This window comes from Enterobacter sp. DSM 30060 (genome assembly GCF_013375955.1).
Classification (GTDB): Bacteria; Pseudomonadota; Gammaproteobacteria; order Enterobacterales; family Enterobacteriaceae; genus Enterobacter; species Enterobacter intestinihominis.
Genome location: NZ_CP056118.1, coordinates 4,519,845 through 4,545,533, shown reverse-complemented (window position 1 = coordinate 4,545,533; position 25,689 = coordinate 4,519,845). Strand labels below are relative to the sequence as shown.

General features: G+C 54.8%; 25 protein-coding genes and 1 pseudogene. 14 read left to right on the top strand and 12 right to left on the bottom strand.

The window, feature by feature from the left end; genetic code table 11:
* Positions 1-7: 7 nt before the first annotated feature.
* On the bottom strand, positions 8-1,381 hold the full coding sequence (locus HWQ15_RS21665) for an MFS transporter (protein ID WP_022648456.1): 1,374 nt from the start codon (positions 1,379-1,381) through the stop codon (positions 8-10).
* Positions 1,382-1,559: 178 nt separating this feature from the next.
* Here HWQ15_RS21665 and kdgR point away from each other — a divergent pair, with 178 nt between their 5' ends.
* A complete protein-coding gene (gene kdgR / locus HWQ15_RS21660; RefSeq protein WP_022648455.1) occupies positions 1,560-2,351 on the top strand; it encodes a DNA-binding transcriptional regulator KdgR in 792 nt (263 codons plus the stop codon).
* A 63-nt stretch (positions 2,352-2,414) separates the two neighbouring features.
* Here the strand turns inward: kdgR and HWQ15_RS21655 are convergent, their stop codons facing one another.
* Positions 2,415-2,654 carry a YobH family protein gene (locus HWQ15_RS21655; RefSeq protein WP_022648454.1) on the bottom strand — a complete coding sequence of 80 codons (240 nt, stop codon included), beginning with the start codon at positions 2,652-2,654 and terminating at the stop codon, positions 2,415-2,417.
* A gap of 160 nt (positions 2,655-2,814) precedes the next feature.
* Here HWQ15_RS21655 and mgrB point away from each other — a divergent pair, with 160 nt between their 5' ends.
* The 6 genes and pseudogenes from mgrB to rlmA all read left to right on the top strand — a co-directional run bounded on the left by mgrB (position 2,815) and on the right by rlmA (position 7,173).
* A complete protein-coding gene (mgrB, locus tag HWQ15_RS21650; RefSeq protein WP_003859906.1) occupies positions 2,815-2,958 on the top strand; it encodes a PhoP/PhoQ regulator MgrB in 144 nt (47 codons plus the stop codon).
* 74 nt (positions 2,959-3,032) lie between these two features.
* Complete coding sequence (locus tag HWQ15_RS21645; protein ID WP_022648453.1) at positions 3,033-3,320, top strand: YebO family protein; 288 nt, start codon at positions 3,033-3,035, stop codon at positions 3,318-3,320.
* A 669-nt stretch (positions 3,321-3,989) separates the two neighbouring features.
* Positions 3,990-4,134 (top strand): annotated as a pseudogene (locus HWQ15_RS21640) (DUF2627 domain-containing protein).
* A 12-nt stretch (positions 4,135-4,146) separates the two neighbouring features.
* Entirely contained in the window at positions 4,147-4,356 is a 210-nt protein-coding gene (gene cspE / locus HWQ15_RS21635) for a transcription antiterminator/RNA stability regulator CspE (protein WP_001062678.1), read from the top strand.
* Positions 4,357-4,572: 216 nt separating this feature from the next.
* Positions 4,573-6,318 (top strand): peptidoglycan glycosyltransferase FtsI, encoded by a 1,746-nt coding sequence (gene ftsI / locus HWQ15_RS21630; RefSeq protein WP_023300357.1) that lies wholly within the window; start codon positions 4,573-4,575, stop codon positions 6,316-6,318.
* Positions 6,319-6,357: 39 nt separating this feature from the next.
* The gene (gene rlmA / locus HWQ15_RS21625; protein WP_063148579.1) at positions 6,358-7,173 is read left to right on the top strand and encodes a 23S rRNA (guanine(745)-N(1))-methyltransferase; all 816 of its coding nucleotides are present in this window, start codon (positions 6,358-6,360) and stop codon (positions 7,171-7,173) included.
* Here the strand turns inward: rlmA and mntP are convergent.
* The 5 genes from mntP to manX all read right to left on the bottom strand — a co-directional run bounded on the left by mntP (position 7,170) and on the right by manX (position 11,317).
* On the bottom strand, positions 7,170-7,736 hold the full coding sequence (gene mntP / locus HWQ15_RS21620) for a manganese efflux pump MntP (protein WP_032622454.1): 567 nt from the start codon (positions 7,734-7,736) through the stop codon (positions 7,170-7,172). The two genes, rlmA and mntP, sit on opposite strands and share 4 nt — an antisense overlap.
* A gap of 400 nt (positions 7,737-8,136) precedes the next feature.
* Positions 8,137-8,595 (bottom strand): DUF986 family protein, encoded by a 459-nt coding sequence (locus tag HWQ15_RS21615; RefSeq protein ID WP_022648449.1) that lies wholly within the window; start codon positions 8,593-8,595, stop codon positions 8,137-8,139.
* Positions 8,596-8,648: 53 nt separating this feature from the next.
* Positions 8,649-9,500 (bottom strand): PTS mannose transporter subunit IID, encoded by an 852-nt coding sequence (locus HWQ15_RS21610; RefSeq protein ID WP_006810994.1) that lies wholly within the window; start codon positions 9,498-9,500, stop codon positions 8,649-8,651.
* Between the two features lie 12 nt (positions 9,501-9,512).
* Positions 9,513-10,313, bottom strand: coding sequence for a PTS mannose transporter subunit IIC (gene manY / locus HWQ15_RS21605; protein WP_022648448.1), 801 nt, complete (start codon positions 10,311-10,313; stop codon positions 9,513-9,515).
* A gap of 47 nt (positions 10,314-10,360) precedes the next feature.
* Positions 10,361-11,317 carry a PTS mannose transporter subunit IIAB gene (manX, locus tag HWQ15_RS21600; RefSeq protein ID WP_022648447.1) on the bottom strand — a complete coding sequence of 319 codons (957 nt, stop codon included), beginning with the start codon at positions 11,315-11,317 and terminating at the stop codon, positions 10,361-10,363.
* 463 nt (positions 11,318-11,780) lie between these two features.
* Here manX and yoaE point away from each other — a divergent pair, with 463 nt between their 5' ends.
* On the top strand, positions 11,781-13,340 hold the full coding sequence (gene yoaE / locus HWQ15_RS21595; RefSeq protein WP_023300354.1) for a CNNM family cation transport protein YoaE: 1,560 nt from the start codon (positions 11,781-11,783) through the stop codon (positions 13,338-13,340).
* Between the two features lie 6 nt (positions 13,341-13,346).
* On the opposite strand, the gene HWQ15_RS21590 is transcribed toward yoaE, so the two are convergent.
* The 4 genes from HWQ15_RS21590 to pabB all read right to left on the bottom strand — a co-directional run bounded on the left by HWQ15_RS21590 (position 13,347) and on the right by pabB (position 18,534).
* Complete coding sequence (locus HWQ15_RS21590) at positions 13,347-14,945, bottom strand: EAL domain-containing protein (RefSeq protein WP_023300353.1); 1,599 nt, start codon at positions 14,943-14,945, stop codon at positions 13,347-13,349.
* A 130-nt stretch (positions 14,946-15,075) separates the two neighbouring features.
* A complete protein-coding gene (gene sdaA / locus HWQ15_RS21585) occupies positions 15,076-16,440 on the bottom strand; it encodes an L-serine ammonia-lyase (RefSeq protein WP_022648444.1) in 1,365 nt (454 codons plus the stop codon).
* A gap of 184 nt (positions 16,441-16,624) precedes the next feature.
* On the bottom strand, positions 16,625-17,203 hold the full coding sequence (locus HWQ15_RS21580) for a CoA pyrophosphatase (RefSeq protein WP_063148580.1): 579 nt from the start codon (positions 17,201-17,203) through the stop codon (positions 16,625-16,627).
* Entirely contained in the window at positions 17,200-18,534 is a 1,335-nt protein-coding gene (gene pabB, locus HWQ15_RS21575; RefSeq protein ID WP_063148581.1) for an aminodeoxychorismate synthase component 1, read from the bottom strand. Before pabB ends, HWQ15_RS21580 begins: the two co-directional genes overlap by 4 nt.
* A 61-nt stretch (positions 18,535-18,595) precedes the next feature.
* Between pabB and HWQ15_RS21570 the strand changes: the two genes are divergently transcribed.
* Positions 18,596-18,775 (top strand): YoaH family protein, encoded by a 180-nt coding sequence (locus tag HWQ15_RS21570; RefSeq protein WP_022648441.1) that lies wholly within the window; start codon positions 18,596-18,598, stop codon positions 18,773-18,775.
* A 6-nt stretch (positions 18,776-18,781) separates the two neighbouring features.
* Here HWQ15_RS21570 and HWQ15_RS21565 read toward each other — a convergent pair whose 3' ends face one another.
* Positions 18,782-19,126: a RidA family protein gene (locus HWQ15_RS21565; RefSeq protein WP_022648440.1), complete on the bottom strand. Its 345-nt coding sequence runs from the start codon at positions 19,124-19,126 to the stop codon at positions 18,782-18,784.
* 133 nt (positions 19,127-19,259) lie between these two features.
* Here HWQ15_RS21565 and HWQ15_RS21560 point away from each other — a divergent pair, with 133 nt between their 5' ends.
* The 5 genes from HWQ15_RS21560 (at position 19,260) to rnd (ending at position 25,639) form a co-directional block, all read left to right on the top strand.
* The gene (locus tag HWQ15_RS21560) at positions 19,260-21,170 is read left to right on the top strand and encodes an ATP-dependent DNA helicase (RefSeq protein WP_023300349.1); all 1,911 of its coding nucleotides are present in this window, start codon (positions 19,260-19,262) and stop codon (positions 21,168-21,170) included.
* 66 nt (positions 21,171-21,236) lie between these two features.
* On the top strand, positions 21,237-21,932 hold the full coding sequence (gene tsaB / locus HWQ15_RS21555; RefSeq protein ID WP_023300348.1) for a tRNA (adenosine(37)-N6)-threonylcarbamoyltransferase complex dimerization subunit type 1 TsaB: 696 nt from the start codon (positions 21,237-21,239) through the stop codon (positions 21,930-21,932).
* Positions 21,933-21,969: 37 nt separating this feature from the next.
* Positions 21,970-22,551, top strand: a complete 582-nt coding sequence (locus HWQ15_RS21550) for a Slp family lipoprotein (protein ID WP_023300347.1) — start codon at positions 21,970-21,972, stop codon at positions 22,549-22,551.
* 203 nt (positions 22,552-22,754) lie between these two features.
* Positions 22,755-24,440: a long-chain-fatty-acid--CoA ligase FadD gene (gene fadD / locus HWQ15_RS21545; protein WP_074132809.1), complete on the top strand. Its 1,686-nt coding sequence runs from the start codon at positions 22,755-22,757 to the stop codon at positions 24,438-24,440.
* An 83-nt stretch (positions 24,441-24,523) separates the two neighbouring features.
* A complete protein-coding gene (gene rnd / locus HWQ15_RS21540; protein ID WP_123059168.1) occupies positions 24,524-25,639 on the top strand; it encodes a ribonuclease D in 1,116 nt (371 codons plus the stop codon).
* The last annotated feature ends 50 nt before the right edge of the window (positions 25,640-25,689 follow it).

The window sequence follows — 25,689 nt, the reverse complement described above, 5'->3', positions numbered from 1 at the left end:
GGTTTTTTTATGCCTGCGCCTTTGGCTGGGTCACACGAAGGCCGCTAATGATAGCCGCGAGGGTCGCCAGTGTCCCTGCGGTAATCAGCGCAACGTGTGTCGCATTTTGCCCGGCAAGGTTAAACATCAACGCCACCATTGCGGCCCCGGTGCTTTGCCCTAACAGTCTTGCCGTACCCAGCATCCCGCTGGCACCACCGCTGCGATGACGTGGGGCAGAGGTGATAATTGTGTGGTTGTTAGGTGACTGGAACAAACCAAAACCTGCCCCGCACAGGATCATGCGCCAGATAATATCCAGATCCCCCGGCGAGGAGGGCAGGAGCGACAGCGCAAACAGTCCTGCTGCCATGACGATCAGCCCGATAGCCCCCAGCAGTCCGGCATGAACGCGCTCAATAAGGTACCCGGCCAGCGGGGCCATCACCATGGTTGCCAAAGGCCAGGGTGTGAGCAACAAGCCTGTTTCCACTTCCGAACGGCCAAGCACGCTCTGCAAAAAGAATGGCAGCGCAACCAGCGCCAGCATCTGGGCGCAGAACGAGCAAATGGAGGTACAAATTGATAGCGAAAACAGCGGAATACGCAGCAAATCGACCGGCAGTAACGGCACGGGCAGCGCCAGCTGGCGTCGTACAAAGAAAAAGCCGATGATAAGCAGGGCAACGATTTCTGCGGCAATGAGCGACAAAGACTGTCCCTGCGCAAATCCGCTCAGTGCAGTAATCAGCAGGCCAAAGGTCAGCGCGTTCATCACAGCGCTGGGCAGGTCAAAACGTGGCATGGTGTTTTTCGGACCATTTTCCGGAAGATAGCGCAGGGCGAAGAAGATCGCCACAATGCCCAGCGGCACGTTAATGGCAAACAGCCACTGCCACGAGGCAACGGACAGAATGGCGGCGGCAATCGTCGGCCCGGCGGCGGACGACACGGCCACAATAAAGGAGTTAATGCCCATGCCGCGCCCCAGATGGCGATGAGGATAGATTAGCCGTATCAGGGCCGTGTTCACGCTCATTAGCGCCGCACCGCCAAAACCCTGTGCGATACGCGCAAGCGTAAGGGTGTGCAGTGAATCGGAAAGGGCACAGAAGAGCGAGGTGAGAGTAAAGACCACCAGCCCGCACTGATAAACCCGGCGATAACCAAACATATCGCCCAGGAAAGAGAGTGACAAAAGGGAAATCACAATCGCTATCTGGTACGCGTTCACAATCCAGATGGAGCTTGCCGGAGAAGCATTAAGGTCTTTGGCAATGGTAGGAAGAGCCACATTGGCAATCGCACCGTCAAGGACAGCCATCGAAATGCCGATGACAATAGTGGCAATTGCCCCGTACCGCTGTGGTAAGGGCAGGCCATCAGAAACGTTTTTTTGCATGGGAAAAGAATGACTCAGTGTGAAATTATTTTCAGAGTAACTATTTTAGCATCGTTATTTCGGTTTTATGTCGCAGATTTGTAACGAAGTAAACCCAGATAGATTGCAGCGCGCATCACACGAATTTATAATAAAAACCGGTTCTGATTTTTATAAAACACTCTCCATGAGGTGATAAATGGCAATCGCAGATTTGGATAAGCAGCCAGATTCTGTTTCTTCCGTGCTGAAGGTGTTTGGCATCTTGCAGGCGCTCGGAGAAGAGCGTGAAATTGGTATTACAGAGTTGTCGCAGCGTGTGATGATGTCGAAAAGCACCGTTTATCGCTTTTTGCAGACGATGAAATCATTGGGTTATGTCGCGCAGGAAGGAGAATCAGAAAAATATTCTCTGACCCTGAAACTGTTTGAATTGGGTGCCCGCGCCTTGCAGAACGTGGATCTGATCCGCAGCGCTGACATTCAGATGCGTGAACTTTCGCGGTTGACGAAAGAGACCATTCACCTCGGCGCACTGGATGAAGACAGCATCGTTTACATCCACAAAATTGACTCCATGTACAACCTGCGCATGTATTCACGCATCGGTCGTCGTAACCCGCTGTACAGTACCGCAATTGGTAAAGTCCTGCTGGCCTGGCGCGATCGTGAAGAGGTTAAGCAAATCCTTGACGGTGTGGAATACAAACGCAGCACCGATCGCACGATTACCAGTACGGATGAACTACTGAGCGTGCTGGATAAAGTGCGTGAGCAGGGTTATGGGGAAGATAACGAAGAGCAGGAAGAAGGGTTGCGCTGCATCGGTGTGCCGGTGTTTGACCGCTTCGGCGTTGTCATTGCGGGACTGAGCATCTCTTTCCCAACGCTGCGTTTCTCCGAAGAGCGACTTCATGAGTATGTGGCAATTCTGCATACCGCAGCGCGCAAAATTTCAGAGCAGATGGGCTATAACGAATACCCGTTCTGATCAATGCCTCCAATAAAAACGCCGCACTCTTGCGGCGTTTTTGTAAGCGAAATTTAGCTCTGATTAGCCGTTATCAACCACAACAGATGATTTACGCAGCACAGGACAGTTGGTTAACCCGATGATCCCGCTGTCGGAATGGATGTACTGAGCCGTGCTTACCCCCTGGGCGGTGAGATATTTACACTGAATACCCAAACCCGCGGCATTCTCTTTGCTTCCCATTAATACGCCATACCCACTTAACAGCAGGCCGATCCACACAAGTGCCAGTACAATTATCGTACGAACGAGTAAACGCATCGATGCCTCTTTTTTCTTTGTTGTCATGGAGTAAGCGTAACGGGTTTACGCAGTGAAACAAGTGCACGATTCCGAAAAGCGTCTGTTGAAGGTACAGTTAGCCCCTGTTTAAGATAGCCGTGATAACCTGGCTACATCAGGTCATAAGACGGAGTGTGGAGTGAAAAAAATACGCTGGGTAATTCTGATTATAGTGCTGATAGCATGCGTGGTGCTGTGGACGCAGACTATCAATGTGATGTGCGATCAGGATGTACAGTTCTTTAGCGGCATTTGTTCAATCAATAAGTTTATCCCCTGGTAGTGGCTATTTTTGCACTGAGCGATGTCCTTACGTGGCTGCAGTGGTAAAATGACTGTTTTTACTGAGGTGGTGAAATGGGTGAGTTAATGAATTCGGGGCTGCTGAGCATTGCATCCTTGGTAATGTCTTTAGTGGTGCTGGTCGTTGGACTGGTGCTGTGGTTCTTCGTTAATCGCGCCAGCTCCCGCACAAACGAGCAGATTGAGCTGCTGGAAGCATTGCTCGATCAGCAGAAACGGCAGACTGCGTTGCTGCGTCGTCTGTGCGAAGCCAACGAGCCGGAGGAGAAAGCGGTGCCGAAGGAAGCTGATGTTCAAAAACAAGACGAGGAAGAGTTCATTCGCCTGGTGGCCGAACGATAGTCTGCCCGGAACGGGGAGGTGGCCTGACGTACGGCGTAAATCTCCTCCCTTATCAAATGTAACCCATAACATCCCAACATATAATTAAGCAGCAGTTAACTACTGTTTCAGTATACTGAAAACTGGCGAATATTTATCCTTATACAAGTCATACCGTTTCGTTGAATAAATTGTGAGCTTTAACTTTCCTGAAGTGTTTTATTTTTATCGAAACGTTTTGCTTGCCTTGTTTTGAGGCAGAGTCATAAAAATTTCATTATTTTGGTGCAGAATAACGCTTATTAAATGGTGGATTTTAATACAGTTAGCAAAATGTATTTAACATCGTTTATTCACTGTCACACTCTGGTGCATTGCGATGTTTTCAGCATAACTTTTCACAAAATGTTCTAACTCAGTCATTCCTTTAAAGAAATTCAGGGATTGGGATGGACGCTTTGAAATGATTGAGCTATGTTTAAAAAGTCTTTGATTACAGGGCGCGTCAGCGCACCCTGTGGGCGGTGAGGTCAGGTGGCGCTTCATTTGACAATTCGCATAACTGTGCAGATTGTTATGGAGTAACGCCTGAATTTGTGCGGCGGATCGAGACACGTTTAAAAATGGCTTGCCATATTAAACGTTGTGTGTGATAACACGTTTTGGGTCAAACGAGGTACAGTTCTGTTTATGTGTGGCATTTTCAGTAAAGAAGTCCTGAGTAAACACGTTGTCGTTGAATACCGCTTCTCTGCCGAACCTTATATTAGTGCCTCAAGCAGTAATGTCTCAGTTTTATCTATGTTAAAGCCTGCGGGCTAAGAAAACACTCTAAGGAATTTTGCAAATGGCAAAGATTAAAGGTCAAGTTAAGTGGTTCAACGAGTCTAAAGGTTTTGGTTTCATTACTCCTGCTGACGGCAGCAAAGACGTGTTCGTACACTTCTCTGCAATCCAGGGTAACGGCTTCAAAACTCTGGCTGAAGGCCAGAACGTTGAGTTCGAAATTCAGGACGGCCAGAAAGGCCCAGCTGCGGTTAACGTAACTGCTATCTGATCGAATCACTGCTGACTAAAGCGCTTAGCGCTTCGATCTCAGACATAAGCCTCGCCGATGCGGGGCTTTTTTATTCACTTATTTTTCAAAATGTTACGTATTCCTCCTCTGTTATTATCTTGTTGCAAACCCGCGAGATTATTAGCATTGTTTTCCCGCCTTATTATCCCTTTTTCCCGTTAAATCAGGGCGTTGATTAACAGCCCTGGGGTTAAAGTGAAAAAAAAGACAATAACGGCCAACGGAAACTTTACACCGGCACGTTTTGCACTTCTGTGTCTCGCCATCTTTTGTAGCCTTGCTTTTCTGTTAGGCCGCGTGGCATGGCTACAAATTATCAAACCGGATAATCTGGTGAAGCAGGAGGATATGCGTTCCCTGCGCGAAGTGGCGATAGACGCCCCGCGTGGGATGATTGTTGACCGTGAAGGGCGTCCCCTTGCGGTAAGCGTACCTGTCCAGGCCGTCTGGGCCGATCCCAAAACTGTGCTTGATAAAGGGGGGATTGGCTTTGATTCGCGCTGGCAGGCCCTGGCAAATGCTTTACACCTTTCTCTGAGCACGCTCGCATCGCGAATAAACAGCAATCCGCACGGGCGATTCATTTATCTAGCTCGTCAGGTTGATCCCTCCCAGGCAAAGTGGATTGATAAGCTGCGTCTTCCCGGTATCAACCTACGCGATGAGTCCCGCCGCTTTTATCCTGCCGGACACGTGGCGGCAAACCTGATTGGCTTCACTAATATTGATGGTCAGGGTATTGAGGGCGTCGAGAAAAGCTTTAACACGCAGCTCACCGGGAAGGCAGGCGTGCGGCTGGTCAGGAAAGATCGCTACGGGCATGTGGTTGAGAACCTCACGGAGGTGGCGCCCGTACCGGCACATAATATCCAGCTTAGTATCGATGAACGCCTGCAAACTATCACCGAAGACGCGCTGGATAATGCCGTGGCGTGGAATAAAGCCGAGTCAGGAGCGTCGGTGCTGATTAATATCCAGACGGGCGAAATTCTGGCGATGGCGAGCTTCCCTGACTTCAACCCCAACAATCGGGAAGGGGCAACGCTGGATGACTTTCGTAATCGCGCGATCAGCGACACCTTTGAACCGGGTTCGACCGTTAAGCCTCTGGTGCTGATGACGGCGCTACAGCAGGGGCTGGTGCAGCCTGACAGCGTGATAGACACGCATCCCTACACCATTGATGGCCATCGTATTCGCGATGTGGGTTACTACCCCGAGCTGACCATGACCGGGATCCTGCAAAAATCCAGCGACACGGGCGTATCCCGTCTTTCTCTCGCGATGCCCGTGCAACGGTTACTTGATACCTATAAAAACTTTGGTTTTGGCGAGAGTACCGGGCTTGGCTTAACGGGAGAAAGCTCAGGTTTACTGCCGCAGCGAAAATTCTGGAGTCAGTTAGACAGGGCGACCTTTGCCTTTGGGTATGGCCTGATGGTTACTCCCCTCCAGCTGGCGCATGTGTATGCCACCATCGGTAGCTATGGCATTGAACGGCCTCTGTCCATCACCCGTATCGATCCCCCCGTGATTGGCAAACGGGTGATGCCCGGGGAGATTGTTCACGAGGTGGAACACATGATGGAGAGCGTCGCGTTACCCGGCGGTGGCGGGATCAAAGCGGCGGTGCGTAACTATCGTGTGGCGATTAAAACCGGGACGGCCAAAAAAATCGATGAACACGGTAAGTATGTGGATAAATACGTCGCCTACACAGCAGGCGTTGCGCCCGCCAGCGATCCCCGTTTTGCACTGGTGGTGGTGATCAACGATCCGAAAAACGGAGCCTACTACGGCGGGGCCGTTTCCGCGCCCGTGTTCAGCGAAATTATGGGTAACGTCTTGCGCCTGGAAAACGTGAAGCCAGACGGGCTGCCGGCAGATTCTGACCATCTGATCGTGATGCGTCACCCAGCCGTTTATAACCCTGGCGAATAGCGGTACACTTCGCCTTTTGGTTTTCGCCCTGGAGCTGTCATGTCTTTCAGTTGTCCCCTTTGCCACGCGCCGCTGACGCGCGCGGAGAAAACGTTCATCTGTCCACTGGGACATCAGTTTGACCAGGCTAAAGAGGGCTATGTCAATCTTCTGCCGGTACAGCACAAGCGCTCCCGGGATCCGGGTGACAGCGCGGAGATGATGCAGGCGCGCCGGGCGTTTCTTGATGCCGGGCACTATCAACCGCTCAGGGATGCCGTTGTCGACTTACTCCGTCAATATCTGACAGAAGGCGCATCCGCTATGCTGGATATCGGCTGCGGTGAGGGCTACTACACCGCCACGTTTGCTGACGTCGCGGCTGGGAAGGGCGCCGAAACTTACGGGCTGGACGTGTCGAAAGTGGCTATCCGTGCAGCAGCAAAACGCTACTCAGCGGTAACGTTCTGCGTGGCCTCCAGCCACCGCCTGCCGTTTGAGGAAGCGAGTATGGACGCCGTAGTGCGTATCTATGCCCCGTGCAAGGCAGAGGAGCTGGCGCGCGTCGTTAAGCCCGGCGGGTGGGTTATCACCGTTACGCCGGGACCGCGTCATCTGCTGGGGCTAAAAGGGCTGATCTATGATGAAGTTCACCTGCATGCGCCGCACTCTGAACAGCTGGCGGGCTTCGCGTTAAAGCAGGCGCAGTCAGTGGCGTATGAGATGACGTTGCAGGGAAGTGAAGCGGTGGCGTTACTGCAAATGACGCCGTTTGCGTGGCGGGCAAAACCAGAGGTGTGGGAAACGCTGGCAGCACAGACAGAATTTCGCTGCCAGACGGATTTCAGCATCCATTGCTGGCAGCGCGAAGATTAACCCGCGAAGTGTGCCCAGAGTATTTGGGCACCAATTCCGATCAACACGATACCGCCCAGAATTTCGGCGCGTTTGCCTAACAGCGGGCCAATGAACCGCCCCACCATCATCCCCAGCGTTGACATAATCAGCGTGGCGCAGCCAATCGCCAGCGCGGTGGCGATAATATTGACCTGCAAAAACGCCAGACCGACACCGACGGCCATTGCGTCCAGGCTGGTTGCGATAGCGGTTGTCACCAGAAGCCAGAAGCCGTGGCGTTGCAGCGGCGCATCATCTTCATCGCTGTTGCCACGAAAACCTTCAATTACCATGCGTCCGCCGAGGAACACCAGCAGCACGAAGGCGATCCAGTGGTTCCACTCCAGCACAAACTGGCTGGCGAGCATCCCCAGACCCCAGCCAATAAGCGGCGTCAGCGTTTCGATTGCGCCAAAGATGAGACCGGTGCGCAGGGCTTCGGAAAATTTAGGTTTATGGAGGGTGGCACCTTTACCGATAGAGGCGGCAAATGCGTCCATGGACATGCCAAAAGCCAGAAGGATCGTAGCGGAGATATTCATAAGTGCGTCCAGACCGGGGATATCCATATGACACATCACTGCCCCCAGTAAACAGCAGTTGATGTATCTATGGTCTCGCCTGATCGCTTTTGGCACAGTAAGTGTGCTGAAAACGATCCGTACGCGCCACGTTTTGCAACGAGTATGTTGACACGTACATTTCCCGCAGGCAGGAAATCGGCTACTCCCCAACGACGGGCGCAACCTTAACATATTTTGAGAATATAAAACAACAACGAAGATGGCTTTATATAGCCACTATATTGATAACGATTTTCATTTAGGTTTATGCGTGAAAGTATCGTTAATAAATATAAGTTAATTCGCAGGGGAGATATAGCATCGGCTATATTGCTGGTTTGAGAATAATACAATACATAGCCGATGCTATAAAATTAATTCATTGAGTTTTAAGGAGTAATTTGTAGATTTTTTCCAGGTCGTCAATATTTTTGACCCGAATGAGCAGGCGGCGTTGTTCTAATTGCATCACCAGAACTCCGTCTTCGGATAAATTCATCTCTTTAATGCGGTTATATTCTATCCAGACATTGGCGAAGAAGAATCCGTGTTTTTTAAAAATGAGTTTTGGCGAGCGGATCCAGAACAGGTAAATCGCCATTAATGCCAGCGCACATAATAACCATGTGGTTAATATTGCGCCGTGGCTGGTCACATTATTGTAAATCAGGATGACTACCAGACCGGCGAAGATAAACGCATCAATGCGCCCACGGCGTAAGAGGGGAAGGGTCAGCAGCGTCTCGCCGTGGCGGCGAGGCATAATGAACTCGTCATAGATCGCGTAAGCCAGAAGGGCAACAATAAATAAAACCAGTACGGTGTCCGTGACAGTCATTCATCCTCCAGATAAAAAGACCGGGGCAAGCCCCCGGTCGGTAACGCATTTTATTACAGACCCAGCAGGCCGACGGCGTAGCCCGCGATACCGATGACGAAGAAGCCAACGATGATCCAAAGCGGGTTCACTTTCTTACGCAGCAGCCACATACAGGCGAAGGTTAACAGCAGCGGTACCAGGCCAGGCATCAGCTGGTCCAGAATGGTCTGCACGGTGGTGACGCGCGTCTGACCATCCTGACCGGTGATCGTCGATACCACCAGCGGGATGTTCACGTGCGTCCACTTGTTAACCAAAGCCCCCATTACAAACAGGCCGAGGATTGACGCCCCCTCAGTCAGTTTTTGCAGGAAGCCGCCGCCCATATCCTTAACGATATCCACCCCTTTACGGTAACCGTATGCCACGCCGTAGTAGCGGGTCAGCAGACGCACCGCGTTGAACAGGATAAAGAACAGCAGGGGACCAAGCAGACTGCCGCTCATGGCGATCCCGGCGCCCAGTGCCGCAAAGACCGGACGCACGGTACCCCAGAAGATCGGGTCGCCCACGCCTGCCAGCGGCCCCATCAGACCGACTTTAATACCGTTGATAGCACCATCGTCGATTTCAGCCCCGTTTGCACGCTGCTCTTCCATCGCCAGCGTTACGCCCAGAACAGGCGCCGCTACGTAAGGGTGGGTGTTGAAGAATTCCAGGTGACGCTTAATTGCCTGACGGCGTGCTTCGTTGTTTTCCGGATACAGGCGTTTGATTGCCGGCACCATGGAGAAGCAGAAGCCGAGCGCCTGCATACGTTCGAAGTTCCATGAACCCTGAAACAGGTTAGAACGGATGAACACGCCACGAATATCACCCGGAGTGAGTTTTTTCTCAGTGGTAGTTTTTGTCATATCAACCATTTCGCTCACCTGTTAGTCCAGTTCGTTATCGAGATCGTTGTTACCAGCAGCCTGCGCAGGGGCACCCGCGACACGGTTGTATTTCGGGCTGAGCTGGATATAAAGAATCGCCATCACCGCACCAATCACACCCAGCGCAACCAGGTTGAAGTTGGTGAATGCAGCGGTAACGAAGCCAAGGTAGAAGAACGGCATCAGATAGCCTGCGCGCATCATGTTGATGACCATCGCGTAACCTACGACCACAATCATACCGCCCGCGATATTCAGACCGCCGGTGACCACTTCTGGTATGGCGTTCAGCATACTTTGAACTTCACTGGTCCCAACGGAAATCGCCACGATAACGGCCGGAATAGCGATACGCATCGCCTGCAGGAACAGGGACGAGACGTGGATCCAGGAGAGCGCTGTCAGGTTGCCGTTATCGGCCGCCTTATCTGCCGCGTGCTGGAAGGCAACGGTGATGGTACGAACAATGATGGTCAGCACCTGGCCTGCCGCGGCCAGTGGAATGGCCAGCGCGATACCGGCACCGATACTCTGATGACCGGCGATAACCAGAACGGTCGAAATAATGGACGCCAGCGCGGCATCTGGCGCAACTGCCGCACCGATGTTCATCCAGCCGAGGGCGATCATTTCCAGGGTACCACCGATGATGATACCGGTTTTCATGTCACCGAGAACGGCGCCAATCAACGTACAGGCCACCAGAGGGCGGTGGAACTGAAATTCATCAAGTACGGACTCCATACCCGCAATACACGCGACGATGAACACCAGCACAATCTGAAGAGTAGTAATCTCCATTGCACTTCTCCTATTACATAAGCTCTATATGAAAAACCGGCCCGGGCTTATTTCCCCACTTTGCCGATCAAATCCATCATTTTCAGTTTCTGATCCGTGGAAACCTTACGGGCTTCCAGCTCGATACCGCGTGCATTCAGCTTGTTGAAGGCCTCGATATCTTTCGCATCCACTGAAATCGCGTTGTTGACCTGCGTTTTGCCCTGACGGAAAGCCATACCGCCAATGTTAACGGAGGTGATTTTCACGCCGCCTTCAACAATGCGTTCAACGTCTGTCGGGTTGGTGAACAGAAGCATCACGCGTTCGCCCGCATATTTCGGGTTGTTGTAAACGCGGATCATTTTGGCGACATCCACGACGTGCGCGGTGACGCCCGGCGGTGCAACCTGGGTAAGAAGGGTTTTACGGACAGTGTCGGCGGCCACTTCGTCACTGACCACGATGATGCGTTGTACGTTGGTCTCTTTGGTCCAGCGCGTCGCCACCTGGCCGTGGATCAGACGGTCATCAATACGCGCAAGGCCGATAACCATGTAATCGTTCGGACCCATTGGCTTCGCCGGTGCCGCGGCTTTTGGTGCAGCAGGGGCAGGTTTTTCAACCGGCTGTGCTTTCAGCGCCTTCACGCCTTCGCGACCGGTTTCCACCGCCAGCGCCACCAGCTCGTCAAAGCCTGGGTTGTCGTCACGCGCCATGAAGGTTTCCACCAACATTGGGATATTTACCCCGGCGACGACTTCATAATGCTCTTTATCGACGACAATGCGGCTGGCAGCGTTGAACGGGCTGCCGCCCCATGTATCCACGAGAAACAGCACGCCTTTGCTGGTATCCAGCTTCTCAAGCTGAGCAGTGTACTTTTCAATCAGCGTCTCGGCGTTTTCACCGGGAACGAAATCGATCCAGCCGACGTTTTCCTGCTCGCCCAACAGCATTTCTGCCGTTTTGAGTAACTGCTCCGCAGCCCAACCATGTGTGCCTATGACAATAGCAATGGTCACTTGCTACCTCCTATTATTATCATTTATACGTCTGCCAGGCAGGCGTACTGAGAATCGTATTGGCGAACCGAATCGATTCAGATAAGGGTTAGATTTCTAAAAAACCAAGACTTCCGCGAATTATTTTAGATAGTGAAAAAATAATTTATGTGATGAAGATCCGTAATTTAGCTACGCCTTACAGATTTTTCTGTAAGATAAACCACGTGTGTTACAGAAGTTTGCAAAGGAACGTAAATCTTTGCTAAAAACCCATTGTCTCTGATATGTTTAGCGTCCGTTTAATTATTCAGGAGTATAGGGCTACAGCCCACTATATGGACCGTCACCGACGTCAGTCATCTTCCAGGCCATTCCGCGCCTTATTCACCGGCGACCTTCGCCACGCATCGACCCCCATTCCCTTTGAAATGCCCGAAATTAGCGGGGCACCGTTTTGTCATTCCTTTAGCAGGAGCGTGTCATGGAATTCTTAATGGACCCGTCAATCTGGGTAGGCTTGCTTACGCTGGTCGTGCTGGAGATCGTTCTCGGTATTGATAACCTGGTGTTTATTGCCATCCTTGCGGATAAGCTGCCGCCGAAACAGCGTGATAAAGCCCGTCTGATCGGCCTCTCGCTGGCGCTGATCATGCGACTGGGCCTGCTGTCCGTGATCTCGTGGATGGTTACGCTGACTAAGCCTCTCTTCACCGTCATGGATTTCACCTTCTCCGGCCGTGATTTAATCATGCTGGTGGGTGGGCTTTTCCTGCTGTTCAAAGCTACAACAGAGCTGCATGAACGGCTGGAGAACCGGCAGCATGATGATGGCCACGGTAAGGGGTATGCCAGCTTCTGGGTGGTGGTCCTGCAGATTGTGGTGCTTGATGCGGTCTTCTCACTGGATGCGGTGATTACAGCGGTTGGCATGGTGAACCATCTGCCGGTGATGATGGCGGCGGTTGTGATTGCGATGGCGGTAATGCTGCTGGCGTCGAAACCGCTGACGCGTTTCGTCAACCAACATCCGACGGTCGTCGTGCTGTGTCTGAGTTTCCTGTTGATGATTGGTCTGAGCCTGGTGGCAGAAGGTTTTGGTTTCCATATACCGAAAGGCTACCTGTACGCCGCGATTGGCTTCTCGATTCTGATCGAGCTGTTTAACCAGATTGCGCGCCGTAACTTCATTAAGCAGCAGTCGAATCAGCCGCTGCGCGCGCGTACCGCCGATGCGATCCTGCGCCTGATGGGCGGGCGTCGTCAGGTGAACGTGCAGGCGGATAACGAGAACCGTAACCCGGTTCCGGTGCCGGAAGGCGCGTTTGTGGAAGAAGAACGCTACATGATCAACGGCGTGCTTTCGCTGGCCTCCCGCTCCCTGCGCGGCATTATGACGCCGCGCGGTGAAATCAGCTGGGTGGACGCCAACCTGAGCGTCGACGAAATTCGCCAGCAGCTGCTCTCCTCGCCGCACAGCCTGTTCCCGGTCTGTCGGGGCGAGCTGGATGAGATCATCGGTGTGGTGCGCGCGAAAGAGATGCTCGTGGCGCTGGAAGAGGGCGTCAACGTCGAGGCCGTAGCGGCCGCGTCGCCTGCCATCGTGGTGCCGGAGACGCTGGATCCGATTAACCTGCTGGGCGTGTTGCGTCGTGCTCGCGGGAGCTTTGTTATCGTCACCAACGAATTTGGTGTGGTACAAGGTCTGGTAACGCCGCTGGACGTGCTGGAAGCCATTGCCGGTGAATTCCCTGATGCGGATGAAACGCCAGAAATCGTTGCCGACGGTGACGGCTGGCTGGTGAAAGGCACCACCGACCTGCACGCGCTCTCGCACACGCTGGGCGTCGAAAACGTGGTCAATGACGATGAAGACATCGCCACGGTAGCGGGGCTGGTGATTGCCGTTAACGGGCAGATCCCGCGTATCGGTGATGTGCTTGAGCTGCCGCCGCTGCAAATTACCATCGTTGAAGCCAACGACTATCGCGTTGATATGGTTCGTATTGTTAAAGAGCACTCTGTACACGACGAAGAAGAGTAACGCTATCTAGCGTAACGGCAATAAAGGCACGATGTGTCCGTTGTGACGGGCTGGCGGAGGGTTACTTTCCGCCAGCCATTTCGGAAACTCCCGCAGCGGCATCGGCCGCGCATACAAGTACCCCTGCAAAATATGTACGCTGTGGCGGCGCAAATAGCGTGACTGCTCCTCGGTTTCAACCCCTTCTGCAACCAGTTCAATATTCAACCTCTGGCCCAGCGCAATAATAATATCCGTTACCGTTGAGTTCACGGCGTCGGTGCCGATCGCGGTGGTGAAGGATTTATCAATTTTCAGCACGTCCGGGTGAAGTTTTTCAAGCCACGAAAGAGAACTATTGCCCGTACCAAAATCATCAATCGCAAGCTTCACCCCTTTGCGATGCAGCTCCCGCACGATGCGGTAATCCACATCGAGCAACGCATCGCGTTCGGTTAACTCTACAATCAACTTTTGAACAGGGTTCGCCTTAAACCAGATGCGGTTGAGATCCCGGATCAGCGCAGCGCGGCGAAAATGGCTGGCGGCCACGTTGATGCCAATATGGAAATCCCGTGAGGCCGGGAAAAAGCCTATCTGCCGCACCGTTTCGCTGATGACGTAGCGGGTAAGCGGAACAATCAGGCTATGTTCTTCAGCCAGGGGGATAAAGACATCGGGAGAAATCCAGCCCTGACGCGGGTTGTTCCAGCGCAGGAGGATCTCGACGCCAACGCATTCCCGGGTGCGGGCGTTTACCAGCGGCTGGCAGAAGAGTTCAAACTCCCGGGCAGCAATCCCCATATTAATTTCCCAGGTGAAACTTATGCGTCGCGCCGTGGCAAGCCAGGCGATATAGCCCATCAGTAAACTGAGCATCAACGCCAGCGGTAGCTGGGTGGGCAGATTTTTCAATGCCATTTGGCCTGCCCCCGGGCCGCTGACCGTGACGCTGAAAGGGTAGTGCTGTGAAGACTGTTCCAGCAGGGAGGCGTGTTCATCGAAGGTCGGCGTATTCGTCACCTGCTGCCCGTCGCGGAGAAAATTATCGCCTACTCTCAGGACCACGTCGGTGATTTGTGGCCGCTGTGGCTCCAGAATCATTTTGGTGATGAGATCGATATTCACTACCTCCATCAACCCGTCACTGCCGTCGCCCGCAAGGGGTGACCACTGAATCAGTACCGGACTGCCCTTTAACAGCCACCGATCGGTCAACAAGATCAGCCTGGGTTCACTGGACGGAAGCATCGGCTCAATGTCACTGACGGGCATATTTCGGCTGCCAAATACGCTCGAGCAATACAGTATTCCGTCTTTGACGAGGGCGATGGAGCGCACGGTCTGGAGGATCGCCGCCTGTTTTCGCAGAATCGGATTCGCTTCAGCGCAGGGCATATCAACCAGAAAACGTAGAGTTTCACGCTGGGTTTCTAACGCAAGAAGCACCTTATCAAGCGCACGCACGGTGTGGTGAGTAAAGTCGTGGATCCGATCCTGATTAATGTTGCGCTGTGAAATAAAGCGAATGCCCAGCGTCAGGACGAGCGTAACGAGCGCAACCGTAACACAGACGATAACGCGTTTTCGGCGATAGTCTTTAATGATCGTTTGTGCAGTTTGCATGAACGGTCGCCTGATAAGCACCGGCCGGAAAAGCCAGACGCAACAGTGACAGTGTAGTGGGGAATACGTGAAGCGACGAGAGGCGGTGGGAAAATTCGCCCATCTGTTGCAGATGGGCGAAAAGGAAGGTTTAGTCGCACTGCACCTTAATGGCCAGACCGCCGCGCGAAGTCTCACGGTACTTCGCGTTCATGTCCTTGCCGGTTTCGTACATGGTTTCAATAACCTTATCCAGTGACACGCGTGGCTCGCTGGTACGGCGCATCGCCATACGCGAGGCGTTGATCGCTTTGACGGAGGCGATGGCGTTACGCTCAATGCACGGTACCTGCACCTGGCCGGCAACCGGGTCACAGGTCAGACCGAGGTTGTGCTCCATGCCGATTTCCGCCGCCACGCACACCTGCTCAGGGCTTGCGCCCAGCAGTTCCGCCAGACCGGCCGCCGCCATAGAGCAGGCCACGCCCACTTCACCCTGACAGCCTACTTCGGCACCGGAGATGGAGGCATTCATCTTGTACAGCGCGCCGATAGCGCCTGCCGCGAGGAAATAACGGATATAGATCTCCGGTGTCACGGGCTCAATAAAGTGATCGTAGTAGGCCAGTACCGCCGGAACGATACCGCACGCGCCGTTGGTTGGCGCCGTCACCACGCGACCACCCGCTGCGTTCTCTTCGTTAACCGCCAGCGCAAACATGTTCACCCAGTCAACCACATTCATTGGATCATTGGAGAATTTGTCGGTGGTGACCAGCATACGGCGAAGCGCAGAGGCACGACGTGGCACACGCAGTGGCCCAGGCAGAACCCCCTCGGTGTTCATCCCGCGGTCAATACAGGCGCGCATGGTTTGCCACACGTTAGCAAAATAATCTTCGATCTCTTTCTTGCTGTGCAGCGCCAGTTCGTTCTGCATCACCATGCCGGAGAGGGAGAGACCGGTCTCTTTGCAATAGGCCAACATCTCGGTGGCAGATTTAAACGGATAGGGCACATTCACATCGCCCGCGCTCTCTTTGCCAAAGTGTTCTTCGTCAACGATAAAGCCGCCGCCGATGGAGTAGTAGGTTTTACTGTAGATCTCTTTTTCGCCGCTCCAGGCGTGGATGGTCATACCGTTTTCATGCAGCGGCAGGTTGTCGCTACGAAAACGCATCCCGTCATCCTGCGGGAAGTCCACTTCGTGCTGACCGTTAGCCAGCAGCAGACGACCGCGCGTTTCCACGTCGCGGATAAATGCCGGAATGGCATCAATATCAACTGTGTCCGGCATATTGCCCGCCAGACCCATAATAATGGCGATATCGGTGTGGTGGCCTTTACCCGTTAATGACAGTGAACCGTAAACGTCTACGGCGACACGGGTAACGCTTTCCAGTAATCCTTTTTCGACCAGATCATCGACGAACTGTTTACCGGCCTTCATCGGCCCTACAGTGTGGGAAGAAGATGGACCAATCCCCACTTTGAACATGTCGAATATACTAATCACTTTCACACTCCTGACAGGGTTACTGGGGTTCCAGTAACGATGTTATAACTGCGCATAGTGTAAGAGGGAACACTAACCTCGGCTTAACTATTCACATGAATTAAACTAATGGTTAACGATGGTTTAGCTAATAGCGCGACGCCGATCGCAAACCTGCCAGAAAAGGGTGGAATGTAAAGTATAGTCAAGGCTTCAGGCCGATTTGTAGCGCAAGCTCACGAATGATGCCTGCCGTCATGCCCCAGACAAAATAATGCTGATACCACGACAGCCAGACCCGATGATCGTGCCCGCGGCGGTGAATATCCAGAGGATGATAGCGGCCCAGACGAAGGGCCTCTTCAAGCGGCATTTCGAACACCGCTGAAACTTCATCGACGCTGGCGTGATACTGAAGATCGGGCGGAATAATGCCGACGACCGGCGTGACCTGAAAACCGGTTACGCTGTCCACTGGCGGCAGCACGCCAATTACCTCGACCGCCTCCGGGGGGATCGCCACCTCCTCATGCGCTTCGCGCAGCGCGGCGGCAATCAGGGAAGCATCGGTGCTGTCCACCGCGCCGCCCGGAAACGCAACCTGACCGGCGTGTTTTCGCATATGCGGTGAGCGCTGGGTAAGCAACAGACCCGGCTGTTCACGACGCACGACCGGGATCAGTACCGCCGCCTGACGTTGATTCAGCGCGGCGCGGTTAACCTGGGGCCGCAGAAGCTGAAAGCGCGACAGAAAATCATCCAGGGTCAGGCTGTCTTTCTTCACCGTGAGTTCTCCAGTTGTTTCAGGATACGATTCACTTTATCAAAGGTTTCCTGATATTCCGCTCCGGCCTGGCTGTCGGCCACAATGCCGCCGCCTGCGGAACAGTAAAGGTTACCGTCGCAGGCCGTCAGGGTGCGAATAGTGATGCTGGTATCCATGGTTCCGCACAGGCTCACATAGCCGATGCTGCCGCACCAGGCGTTGCGGCGATGCGGTTCCAGTTCGTCGATGATCTCCATCGCGCGGACCTTCGGCGCGCCGGTGATGGAGCCGCCCGGAAACGCGGCGCGGAGCAGATCGCAGGCGGTCCGCGAGGCCGGCAGGCGTGCAGTGATAGTACTGACCAGATGATGTACCGCCGGGAAAGGCTCCACAACGAACAGCTCCGGCACGCGCACGCTGCCCGGCTCGGCGACGCGGCCAATATCATTGCGCATCAGATCGACAATCATCAGGTTTTCAGCGCGATCTTTCGGCGAGGCCGCCAGCGTCTCCGCCTGCTGGCGGTCGGCGTTAGCATCGGCAAGGCGCGGCAGGGTGCCCTTGATCGGGCGGGTCTGAATAATACCGTCAGCCAGATGAATAAAACGCTCAGGCGAAAGGCTGAGGATGGCGCCGTGTTCAAGGCGTAAAAATGCGCTAAACGGGGCCTTATTGCTGGCATTGAGGCGAGTAAATGCCTGCCATTCGTCTCCCCGGTACGCCGCCTGGAAACGCTGGGCAAGGTTGACCTGATAACAGTCGCCGCTGTGAAGATACGCCTGCACGCGAGAGAATTTTTCCGCATATTCCGCCGCGCTCATGTTCGAGTGCCAGCCGGAGGTCAGCATAAAGTGTTCCGCTGTGGCGGGCCGTTGCGCCTCAAGCCAGGCCAGACGCGCCTGCAAGTCTCGGTGGCTAAGCAGGGAAACCGTCTGCTTACGGTGATCCACGATTAGCGCCCAGTCATACAGCCCCACCGCCATATCCGGCAGGGAAATATCCGCCTGCGCATGCTCGGGCAGCTTTTCGAAACGGCGACCCAGATCGTAACCAAACAGGCCCAGCGCGCCCCCCTGGAAAGGCAGATCCGGATCCGGTGTGGCAGATAAGCCCAGAGCATGGATCTCGTTCTGAAGCCGCATCAGCGGATCGTCCGTCGGTGACAGCGCATCGGTCGTCAGCGTTTTAACCGGGTCGGCCACCAGAATATCAAAGCGGCTGTAGGGATGAACCGCATGCCCGGAGTGCAGCAGCATGGCAAAAGGAAGGTGGCTCAGACGGGCAAACCAGAACTCGGCGGCGTCTGCACGCCAGGGTAAGGTAATAACAGTGGGGAAGCGCATGTTCATGTATGGCATACTACCGGGTAGCGTGAAATAATTAGCGCGAATAATTTAGCAGGAGTTAACGATGTTTGCAGGTTTACCTTCTCTCAGTCATGACCAACAGCAGAAAGCGGTAGAGCGGATTCAGGAACTGATGGGCCAGGGTATGAGCAGCGGAGAAGCGATCACCGTCGTCGCTCAGGAAATTCGCGCCAGTCATACCGGCGAGCGGATAGTGGCGCGATTTGAAGATGAAGATGAATAACCGGGCTTAAACTGCCGCGATAATCTTAATCTCCACCTTATACTCCGGTTTCATCAGCGTGGCCTGTACGGTGCAGCGTACAGGCGCGTGACCCGCCACTACCCACGCATCCCAGGCTTTATTCATCTCCGCGAAGTCGTCTTTATTCGCCAGGAAAATCGTCGCGTCCAGAATGCGGGATTTATCGCTGCCCTGTTTTTCCAGTACGGCGTCGATCTGCGCCAGGGTGTTAGCGGTTTGCTCGAAGGCGTCGGCGTCCAGATTGGCAGGGACACCGGTGTAGTACAGCGTCTGGTTGTGGATCACCACATCAGACCAGCGGGCTTCGGCATCAATGCGCGTAATTGTCATAAACGTATCCTCGTTATCTTTCATCGTCAGGCGGCAAGACTGCCATATTGTTCCGCCGTCGTCACTATTTGGGGTGGCACCGGAGAGAAGGGGCTGACATAATCCCTGTGCAAAAATACAGTGAGAGAACACCGTGGCAGACGATTTTTCCCCTGAAGGTCAGTTAGCACAGGCAATTCCCGGTTTTAAACCGCGCGAACCCCAACGTCAGATGGCGCATGCCGTCGCACACGCCATCGACAAGGCGCAGCCGCTGGTTGTGGAGGCCGGCACCGGTACGGGGAAAACCTACGCTTACCTCGCTCCTGCGCTGCGGGCGAAAAAAAAGGTGATCATCTCTACGGGATCAAAAGCGCTCCAGGATCAGCTCTACAGCCGCGACTTACCCACGGTGGCGAAAGCGCTAAAATACAAAGGGCGTCTGGCCTTGCTGAAAGGGCGTTCTAACTATCTGTGTCTGGAGCGTCTCGAACAGCAGGCGCTGGCGGGCGGTGACCTGCCGGTACAAACACTCAGCGATGTGATCGTCCTGCGCGCCTGGGCCAACCAGACGGAGGAGGGGGACATCAGCACCTGTGCGAGCGTGCCGGAAGACTCCCCGGCCTGGCCGCTGGTGACCAGCACCAACGACAACTGCCTCGGCAGCGACTGCCCGCTGTATAAAGACTGTTTTGTAGTGAAAGCGCGTAAAACGGCGATGGAAGCCGATGTGGTGGTGGTGAACCATCACCTGTTTCTTGCGGATATGGTGGTCAAGGACAGTGGTTTCGGCGAGCTGATCCCGGAGGCGGAGGTGATGATCTTCGATGAAGCCCATCAGCTACCGGACATCGCCAGCCAGTATTTTGGCCAGTCGCTCTCCAGCCGTCAGCTTCAGGATCTGGCGAAAGATATTACCATTGCCTATCGCACCGAGCTCAAAGATACCCAGCAGTTGCAGAAGTGCGCGGACCGCCTGGCGCAATGCGCACAGGATTTCCGCTTACAGCTTGGCGAGCCGGGCTATCGCGGCAACCTGCGCGAACTGCTTGCGGACAAAAATATCCAGCGCGCGCTGCTGCTGCTCGATGATGCCCTTGAACTCTGTTACGACGTGGCGAAGCTGTCCCTCGGACGTTCAGCGCTGCTGGACGCCGCCTTCGAGCGGGCCACGCTCTACCGTGGGCGGCTGAAGCGGCTGAAAGAGATCAACCAGCCGGGCTACAGCTACTGGTATGAATGTACCTCGCGCCACTTTACCCTGGCGCTCACGCCGCTGACCGTTGCCGATAAATTCAAAGAGGTGATGGCGCAAAAGCCCGGCACCTGGGTCTTTACCTCGGCCACGCTGTCGGTCAACGACGATCTGCACCACTTTACCGAGCGTCTCGGCATTGAGCAGGCTGAATCCTTACTCCTCCCAAGCCCGTTCGACTATGAGAAACAGGCGCTGCTGTGCGTGCCACGCAATCTGCCGCTGCCTAACCAGCCAGGGGCGGCGCGCCATCTGGCGGCCATGCTAAAGCCGATGATTGAGGCCAACAACGGACGCTGCTTTATGCTCTGCACCTCTCACGCCATGATGCGCGATCTGGCCGAGCAGTTCCGCGCGACCATGACGTTGCCGGTGCTGTTGCAGGGGGAAACCAGCAAAGGCCAGCTGCTCCAGCAGTTTGTCAGCGCCGGTAATGCCCTGCTGGTGGCGACCAGCAGCTTCTGGGAAGGGGTGGACGTGCGCGGTGATACGCTCTCGCTGGTGATTATCGATAAGCTGCCATTCACATCGCCGGACGATCCGCTCCTGAAAGCACGCATGGAGGACTGCCGTCTGCGCGGGGGCGATCCGTTCGACGACGTCCAGTTGCCGGACGCGGTTATCACGCTTAAACAGGGGGTAGGGCGACTGATACGCGACGTCACCGACCGCGGAGTGCTGGTGATCTGCGACAATCGCCTGGTGATGCGTCCCTACGGCGCCACCTTCCTCGCCAGCCTGCCGCCTGCGCCGCGCACACGGGATATTAAACGCGCGGTCCGCTTCCTGGCGAACCCGACGGCGGAGTAATTCTTCCCGGAGTGTGTTAAGATGCGCGCCATTTTGTGACTGACCATTGCGAGAGCGCGACGACTGATGCGAATTCTGGCTATTGATACCGCGACAGAGGCCTGTTCCGTTGCCCTGTGGAACGACGGTACGACTTTTGCTCATTTCGAAGAGTGCCCACGGGAACACACCCAACGTATTCTGCCCCTGGTAAAAACCATTTTAACCGAGGGCAACACCGCCCTGACTGACCTCGACGCGCTGGCCTACGGCCGTGGTCCGGGCAGCTTTACGGGCGTACGTATCGGGATTGGCATTGCGCAGGGGCTGGCGCTGGGCGCTGACCTGCCGATGATCGGCGTCTCAACGCTTGCGACCATGGCTCAGGGTGCCTGGCGCATGACCGGTGCCAGCCGCGTGCTGGCCGCGATTGATGCCCGCATGGGTGAAGTCTACTGGGCGGAGTACACCCGTGACGAAAACGGCGTCTGGCACGGCGAAGAGTCGGAAGCCGTGCTTAAACCTGAAGCCGTCACCGAGCGCCTGAAACAGCTCACCGGTGAGTGGGCGACGGTCGGAACCGGCTGGCCGGCATGGCCTGAGATGGCGAAGGACACCGGCCTTACGCTGGTGGACGGTAACATGCTCCTGCCTGCCGCCGAAGATATGTTGCCTGTTGCCTGTCAGCAGCTTGCCGCAGGAAAAACCGTGGCCGTTGAACACGCCGAGCCGGTTTATTTACGAAACACCGTCGCGTGGAAGAAACTTCCTGGCCGCGAGTGAATCTCAGTAACAGGAACTGAGAAAAAGGAGTCGCATCATGGCGGTTCAGACTAAAGTTGTACGCTTTTTTATGGCAGGCGCGGTTGCCATAGCACTGAGCGGGTGCGTCACCGTTCCTGATGCGATCAAGGGCACCAGCCCGACGCCACAGCAGGATCTGGTACGTGTGATGAATGCTCCGGAGCTGTATGTCGGGCAGGAAGCGCGCTTTGGCGGCAAGGTGGTTGAAGTGCTAAACCAGCAGGGGAAAACACGGCTGGAGATTGCCACCGTTCCACTGGACAGCGGCGCACGGCCTGTTCTGGGTGAAGCCTCGCGCGGGCGGATCTACGCTGACGTCAGCGGCTTCCTCGATCCGGTAGATTTCCGCGGGCAGCTGGTGACCGTCGTCGGGCCGATTACCGGTTCGGTGGCGGGGAAAATCGGCAATACGCCATACAAATTTATGACCATGCAGGTGAACGGCTACAAACGCTGGCGTATCGCCCAGCAGGTGGTGATGCCGCCACAGCCAATCGATCCGTGGATGTGGGGTCCACATCCGTATCGTTACGGCTACGGTGGCTGGGGTTGGTACAATCCAGGCCCTGCACAGGTTCAAACAATCGTAACTGAGTAACTTACTGTTATTGTTAGGAAAGAGACAGCGGCTCAGCCGCTGTCTCTGTTTTTTTACGGACAAAACGAAAAAAAAGAGTGACGCGCTTCGCAACCTGCAATCTGAGCAATTAATAAACTGGTACGCTGAGTTAATATAATGTTAACAAACTGTTTATTATCGGGGCTGTGATGACGACGAACACTCATTTCAGAGGTGATGCATTGAAAAAGGTTTGGCTTAACCGTTATCCCGCGGATGTCCCTGCGGAGATCAATCCTGACCGTTATCAATCCCTGATTGAATTATTTGAACACTCGGTACGGCGCTACGCTGACCAGCCCGCATTTGTGAATATGGGCGAAGTGATGACTTTCCGTAAGCTGGAAGAGCGCAGCCGGGCGTTTGCGGCCTATTTACAGGAAGGGTTGGGCTTGCAGAAAGGGGATCGCGTCGCGCTGATGATGCCAAACCTGCTGCAATACCCGGTGGCGCTGTTCGGGATCCTCAGGGCGGGGATGATCGTGGTTAACGTTAACCCGCTCTATACCCCGCGCGAGCTGGAACATCAGTTGAATGACAGCGGTGCGGCGGCGATTGTGATTGTCTCCAACTTTGCCCACACGCTGGAAAAAGTCGCTGAAAGAACCCAGGTTAAGCACGTCATCCTGACGCGCATGGGCGACCAGCTCTCTACCGCGAAAGGTACGCTGGTCAACTTTGTCGTGAAATACGTTAAGCGGCTGGTGCCGAAATACCACCTGCCGGATGCCATCTCCTTCCGCCGCGCGCTGCATGCGGGCTACCGGATGCAGTACGTTAAGCCGGAGATCGTGTCAGAAGATCTGGCGTTCCTGCAATACACCGGCGGTACCACCGGCGTGGCTAAAGGGGCGATGCTGACCCATCGTAATATGCTGGCGAACCTTGAACAGGTGAACGCCACCTACGGGCCACTGCTGCACCCGGGCAAGGAGCTAGTGATCACCGCGCTTCCGCTGTATCACATTTTTGCGCTGACCATGAACTGCCTGCTGTTTATCGAGCTTGGCGGTCAAAACGTATTGATCACCAACCCGCGCGACATTCCGGGGCTGGTTAAAGAGCTGGCGAAATACCCGTTCACCGCCATGACCGGCGTGAACACCCTGTTTAACGCGCTGCTTAACAATAAAGAGTTCCAGCAGCTCGATTTCTCCACGCTGCATCTTTCTGCGGGCGGCGGGATGCCGGTTCAGCAGGCGGTTGCCGAGCGCTGGGTAAAACTCACCGGACAGTATCTGCTGGAAGGCTATGGTCTGACGGAGTGCGCCCCGCTGGTCAGCGTCAACCCGCATGACATCGACTACCACAGCGGCAGTATCGGTCTGCCGGTCCCGTCGACGGAAGCTAAACTGGTGGACGATGAGGGTAACGAAGTGCCTCACGGCGAACCGGGCGAGCTGTGCGTCAGAGGGCCGCAGGTGATGCTGGGCTACTGGCAGCGCCCAGATGCCACGGATGAGATCATCAAAGACGGCTGGCTGTACACCGGCGACATCGCGGTGATGGATGACGAAGGTTTTCTGCGTATCGTCGATCGCAAGAAAGACATGATCCTCGTTTCCGGTTTCAACGTCTATCCGAACGAAATCGAAGACGTGGTGATGCAGCACAGCGGCGTGCTGGAAGTGGCAGCGGTGGGGGTTCCTTCCGGCAGCAGTGGTGAAGCGGTGAAGATATTTGTGGTCAAGAAAGATCCTTCTCTTACCGAGGAAGCGCTGATAACGTTTTGTCGCCGGCAGCTGACGGGCTATAAAGTACCGAAGTTGGTGGAATTCCGCGATGAGCTGCCGAAATCCAACGTCGGGAAGATATTACGACGAGAATTACGTGACGAAGCCCGTGCCAAAGTGGACAATAAGGCCTGAGCTTCACGTTAATCGCCCAGACGCCGGTTAAGCCGGCGTTTTTTATGGGCGCAAACAAAAGAGAGTCCGATTTGAATTACCAGATGATCACTACCAACGACGAGCTGGCTTCGCTGTGCGAGGTGACGCGTGATTTCCCCGCTATCGCCCTGGATACGGAATTTGTCCGTACCCGCACGTACTACCCGCAACTGGGCCTGATCCAGATGTATGACGGCAAACACGTGTCGTTGATTGACCCCCTCGGCATTACCGACTGGGCGCCAATGCGCGAGCTGTTGCTTGATACCGCCGTGACCAAATATCTGCACGCCGGCAGTGAAGATCTGGAAGTCTTTCTCAACACCTTTGGCATCATGCCGCAGCCGCTGATTGATACCCAGATCCTCGCGGCGTTCAGCGGTCGTCCGCTCTCCTGGGGCTTCGCGGCGATGGTGGAAGAGTACACCGGTCTGACGCTGGATAAGAGCGAATCGCGTACCGACTGGCTCGCGCGCCCGCTGACGGCGCGTCAGCTTGAATACGCCGCGGCAGATGTATTCTACCTGCTGCCGATTGCTGGCCAGCTTATGAAAGAGGCTGAGGCGTCCGGTTGGCTGTCTGCCGCCCTGGACGAGTGCCGCATGACGCAGCAGCGTCGTCAGGAAGTGGTTGATCCGAAAGAGGCCTGGCGTGACATCACTAACGCCTGGCAGCTGCGCACCCGTCAACTGGCCTGTCTGCAACTGCTGGCTGACTGGCGGCTGCGTAAAGCACGTGAGCGCGATCTGGCGGTAAACTTCGTGGTGCGTGAAGAACACCTGTGGGCGGTAGCGCGCTATATGCCGGGTAGCCTTGGCGAACTGGACAGCATTGGCCTTTCCGGGAGTGAGATCCGTTTCCACGGTAAAACGCTGCTCGCGCTCGTAGAGAAAGCTCAGCAGCTGCCGGAGGACGCACTGCCAGAACCACTGCTTAACCTGATGGATATGCCGGGCTACCGCAAGGCGTTCAAAGATATCAAAGCGCTGGTGCAGACGGTGGCGGGGGAAAGCAAACTGAGTGCCGAACTGCTGGCTTCACGTCGTCAGATTAACCAGCTGCTGAACTGGCACTGGAAGTTGAAACCGCAAAATGGTTTACCTGAACTGGTCGCCGGATGGCGGGGGGAACTGATGGCTGAACGCCTGAATACCCTGCTGGAAGGGTATCCGCGCTAAAGAATTGTAGCCCCGGTAAGCGCCGCGCCACCGGGGAAATTGCCGGGCGG

Bases quoted from the DNA above. Each gene is read 5' to 3' on its own strand.
- cspE (WP_001062678.1), top strand. From the start codon at position 4,147: ATGGCAAAGATTAAAGGTCAAGTTAAGTGGTTCAACGAGTCTAAAGGT.
- yoaE (WP_023300354.1), top strand. From the start codon at position 11,781: ATGGAATTCTTAATGGACCCGTCAATCTGGGTAGGCTTGCTTACGCTG.
- HWQ15_RS21655 (WP_022648454.1), bottom strand. From the start codon at position 2,654: ATGCGTTTACTCGTTCGTACGATAATTGTACTGGCACTTGTGTGGATC.
- HWQ15_RS21610 (WP_006810994.1), bottom strand. From the start codon at position 9,500: ATGGTTGATATGACAAAAACTACCACTGAGAAAAAACTCACTCCGGGT.
- mntP (WP_032622454.1), bottom strand. From the start codon at position 7,736: ATGAATATCTCCGCTACGATCCTTCTGGCTTTTGGCATGTCCATGGAC.
- pabB (WP_063148581.1), bottom strand. From the start codon at position 18,534: ATGAACATGCGCTTCCCCACTGTTATTACCTTACCCTGGCGTGCAGAC.
- HWQ15_RS21565 (WP_022648440.1), bottom strand. From the start codon at position 19,126: ATGACAATTACGCGCATTGATGCCGAAGCCCGCTGGTCTGATGTGGTG.
- tsaB (WP_023300348.1), top strand. From the start codon at position 21,237: ATGCGAATTCTGGCTATTGATACCGCGACAGAGGCCTGTTCCGTTGCC.
- rlmA (WP_063148579.1), top strand. From the start codon at position 6,358: ATGTCTTTCAGTTGTCCCCTTTGCCACGCGCCGCTGACGCGCGCGGAG.
- HWQ15_RS21665 (WP_022648456.1), bottom strand. From the start codon at position 1,381: ATGCAAAAAAACGTTTCTGATGGCCTGCCCTTACCACAGCGGTACGGG.
- rnd (WP_123059168.1), top strand. From the start codon at position 24,524: ATGATCACTACCAACGACGAGCTGGCTTCGCTGTGCGAGGTGACGCGT.
- HWQ15_RS21590 (WP_023300353.1), bottom strand. From the start codon at position 14,945: ATGCAAACTGCACAAACGATCATTAAAGACTATCGCCGAAAACGCGTT.
- HWQ15_RS21645 (WP_022648453.1), top strand. From the start codon at position 3,033: ATGGGTGAGTTAATGAATTCGGGGCTGCTGAGCATTGCATCCTTGGTA.
- HWQ15_RS21570 (WP_022648441.1), top strand. From the start codon at position 18,596: ATGTTTGCAGGTTTACCTTCTCTCAGTCATGACCAACAGCAGAAAGCG.
- manY (WP_022648448.1), bottom strand. From the start codon at position 10,313: ATGGAGATTACTACTCTTCAGATTGTGCTGGTGTTCATCGTCGCGTGT.
- HWQ15_RS21550 (WP_023300347.1), top strand. From the start codon at position 21,970: ATGGCGGTTCAGACTAAAGTTGTACGCTTTTTTATGGCAGGCGCGGTT.
- HWQ15_RS21615 (WP_022648449.1), bottom strand. From the start codon at position 8,595: ATGACTGTCACGGACACCGTACTGGTTTTATTTATTGTTGCCCTTCTG.
- kdgR (WP_022648455.1), top strand. From the start codon at position 1,560: ATGGCAATCGCAGATTTGGATAAGCAGCCAGATTCTGTTTCTTCCGTG.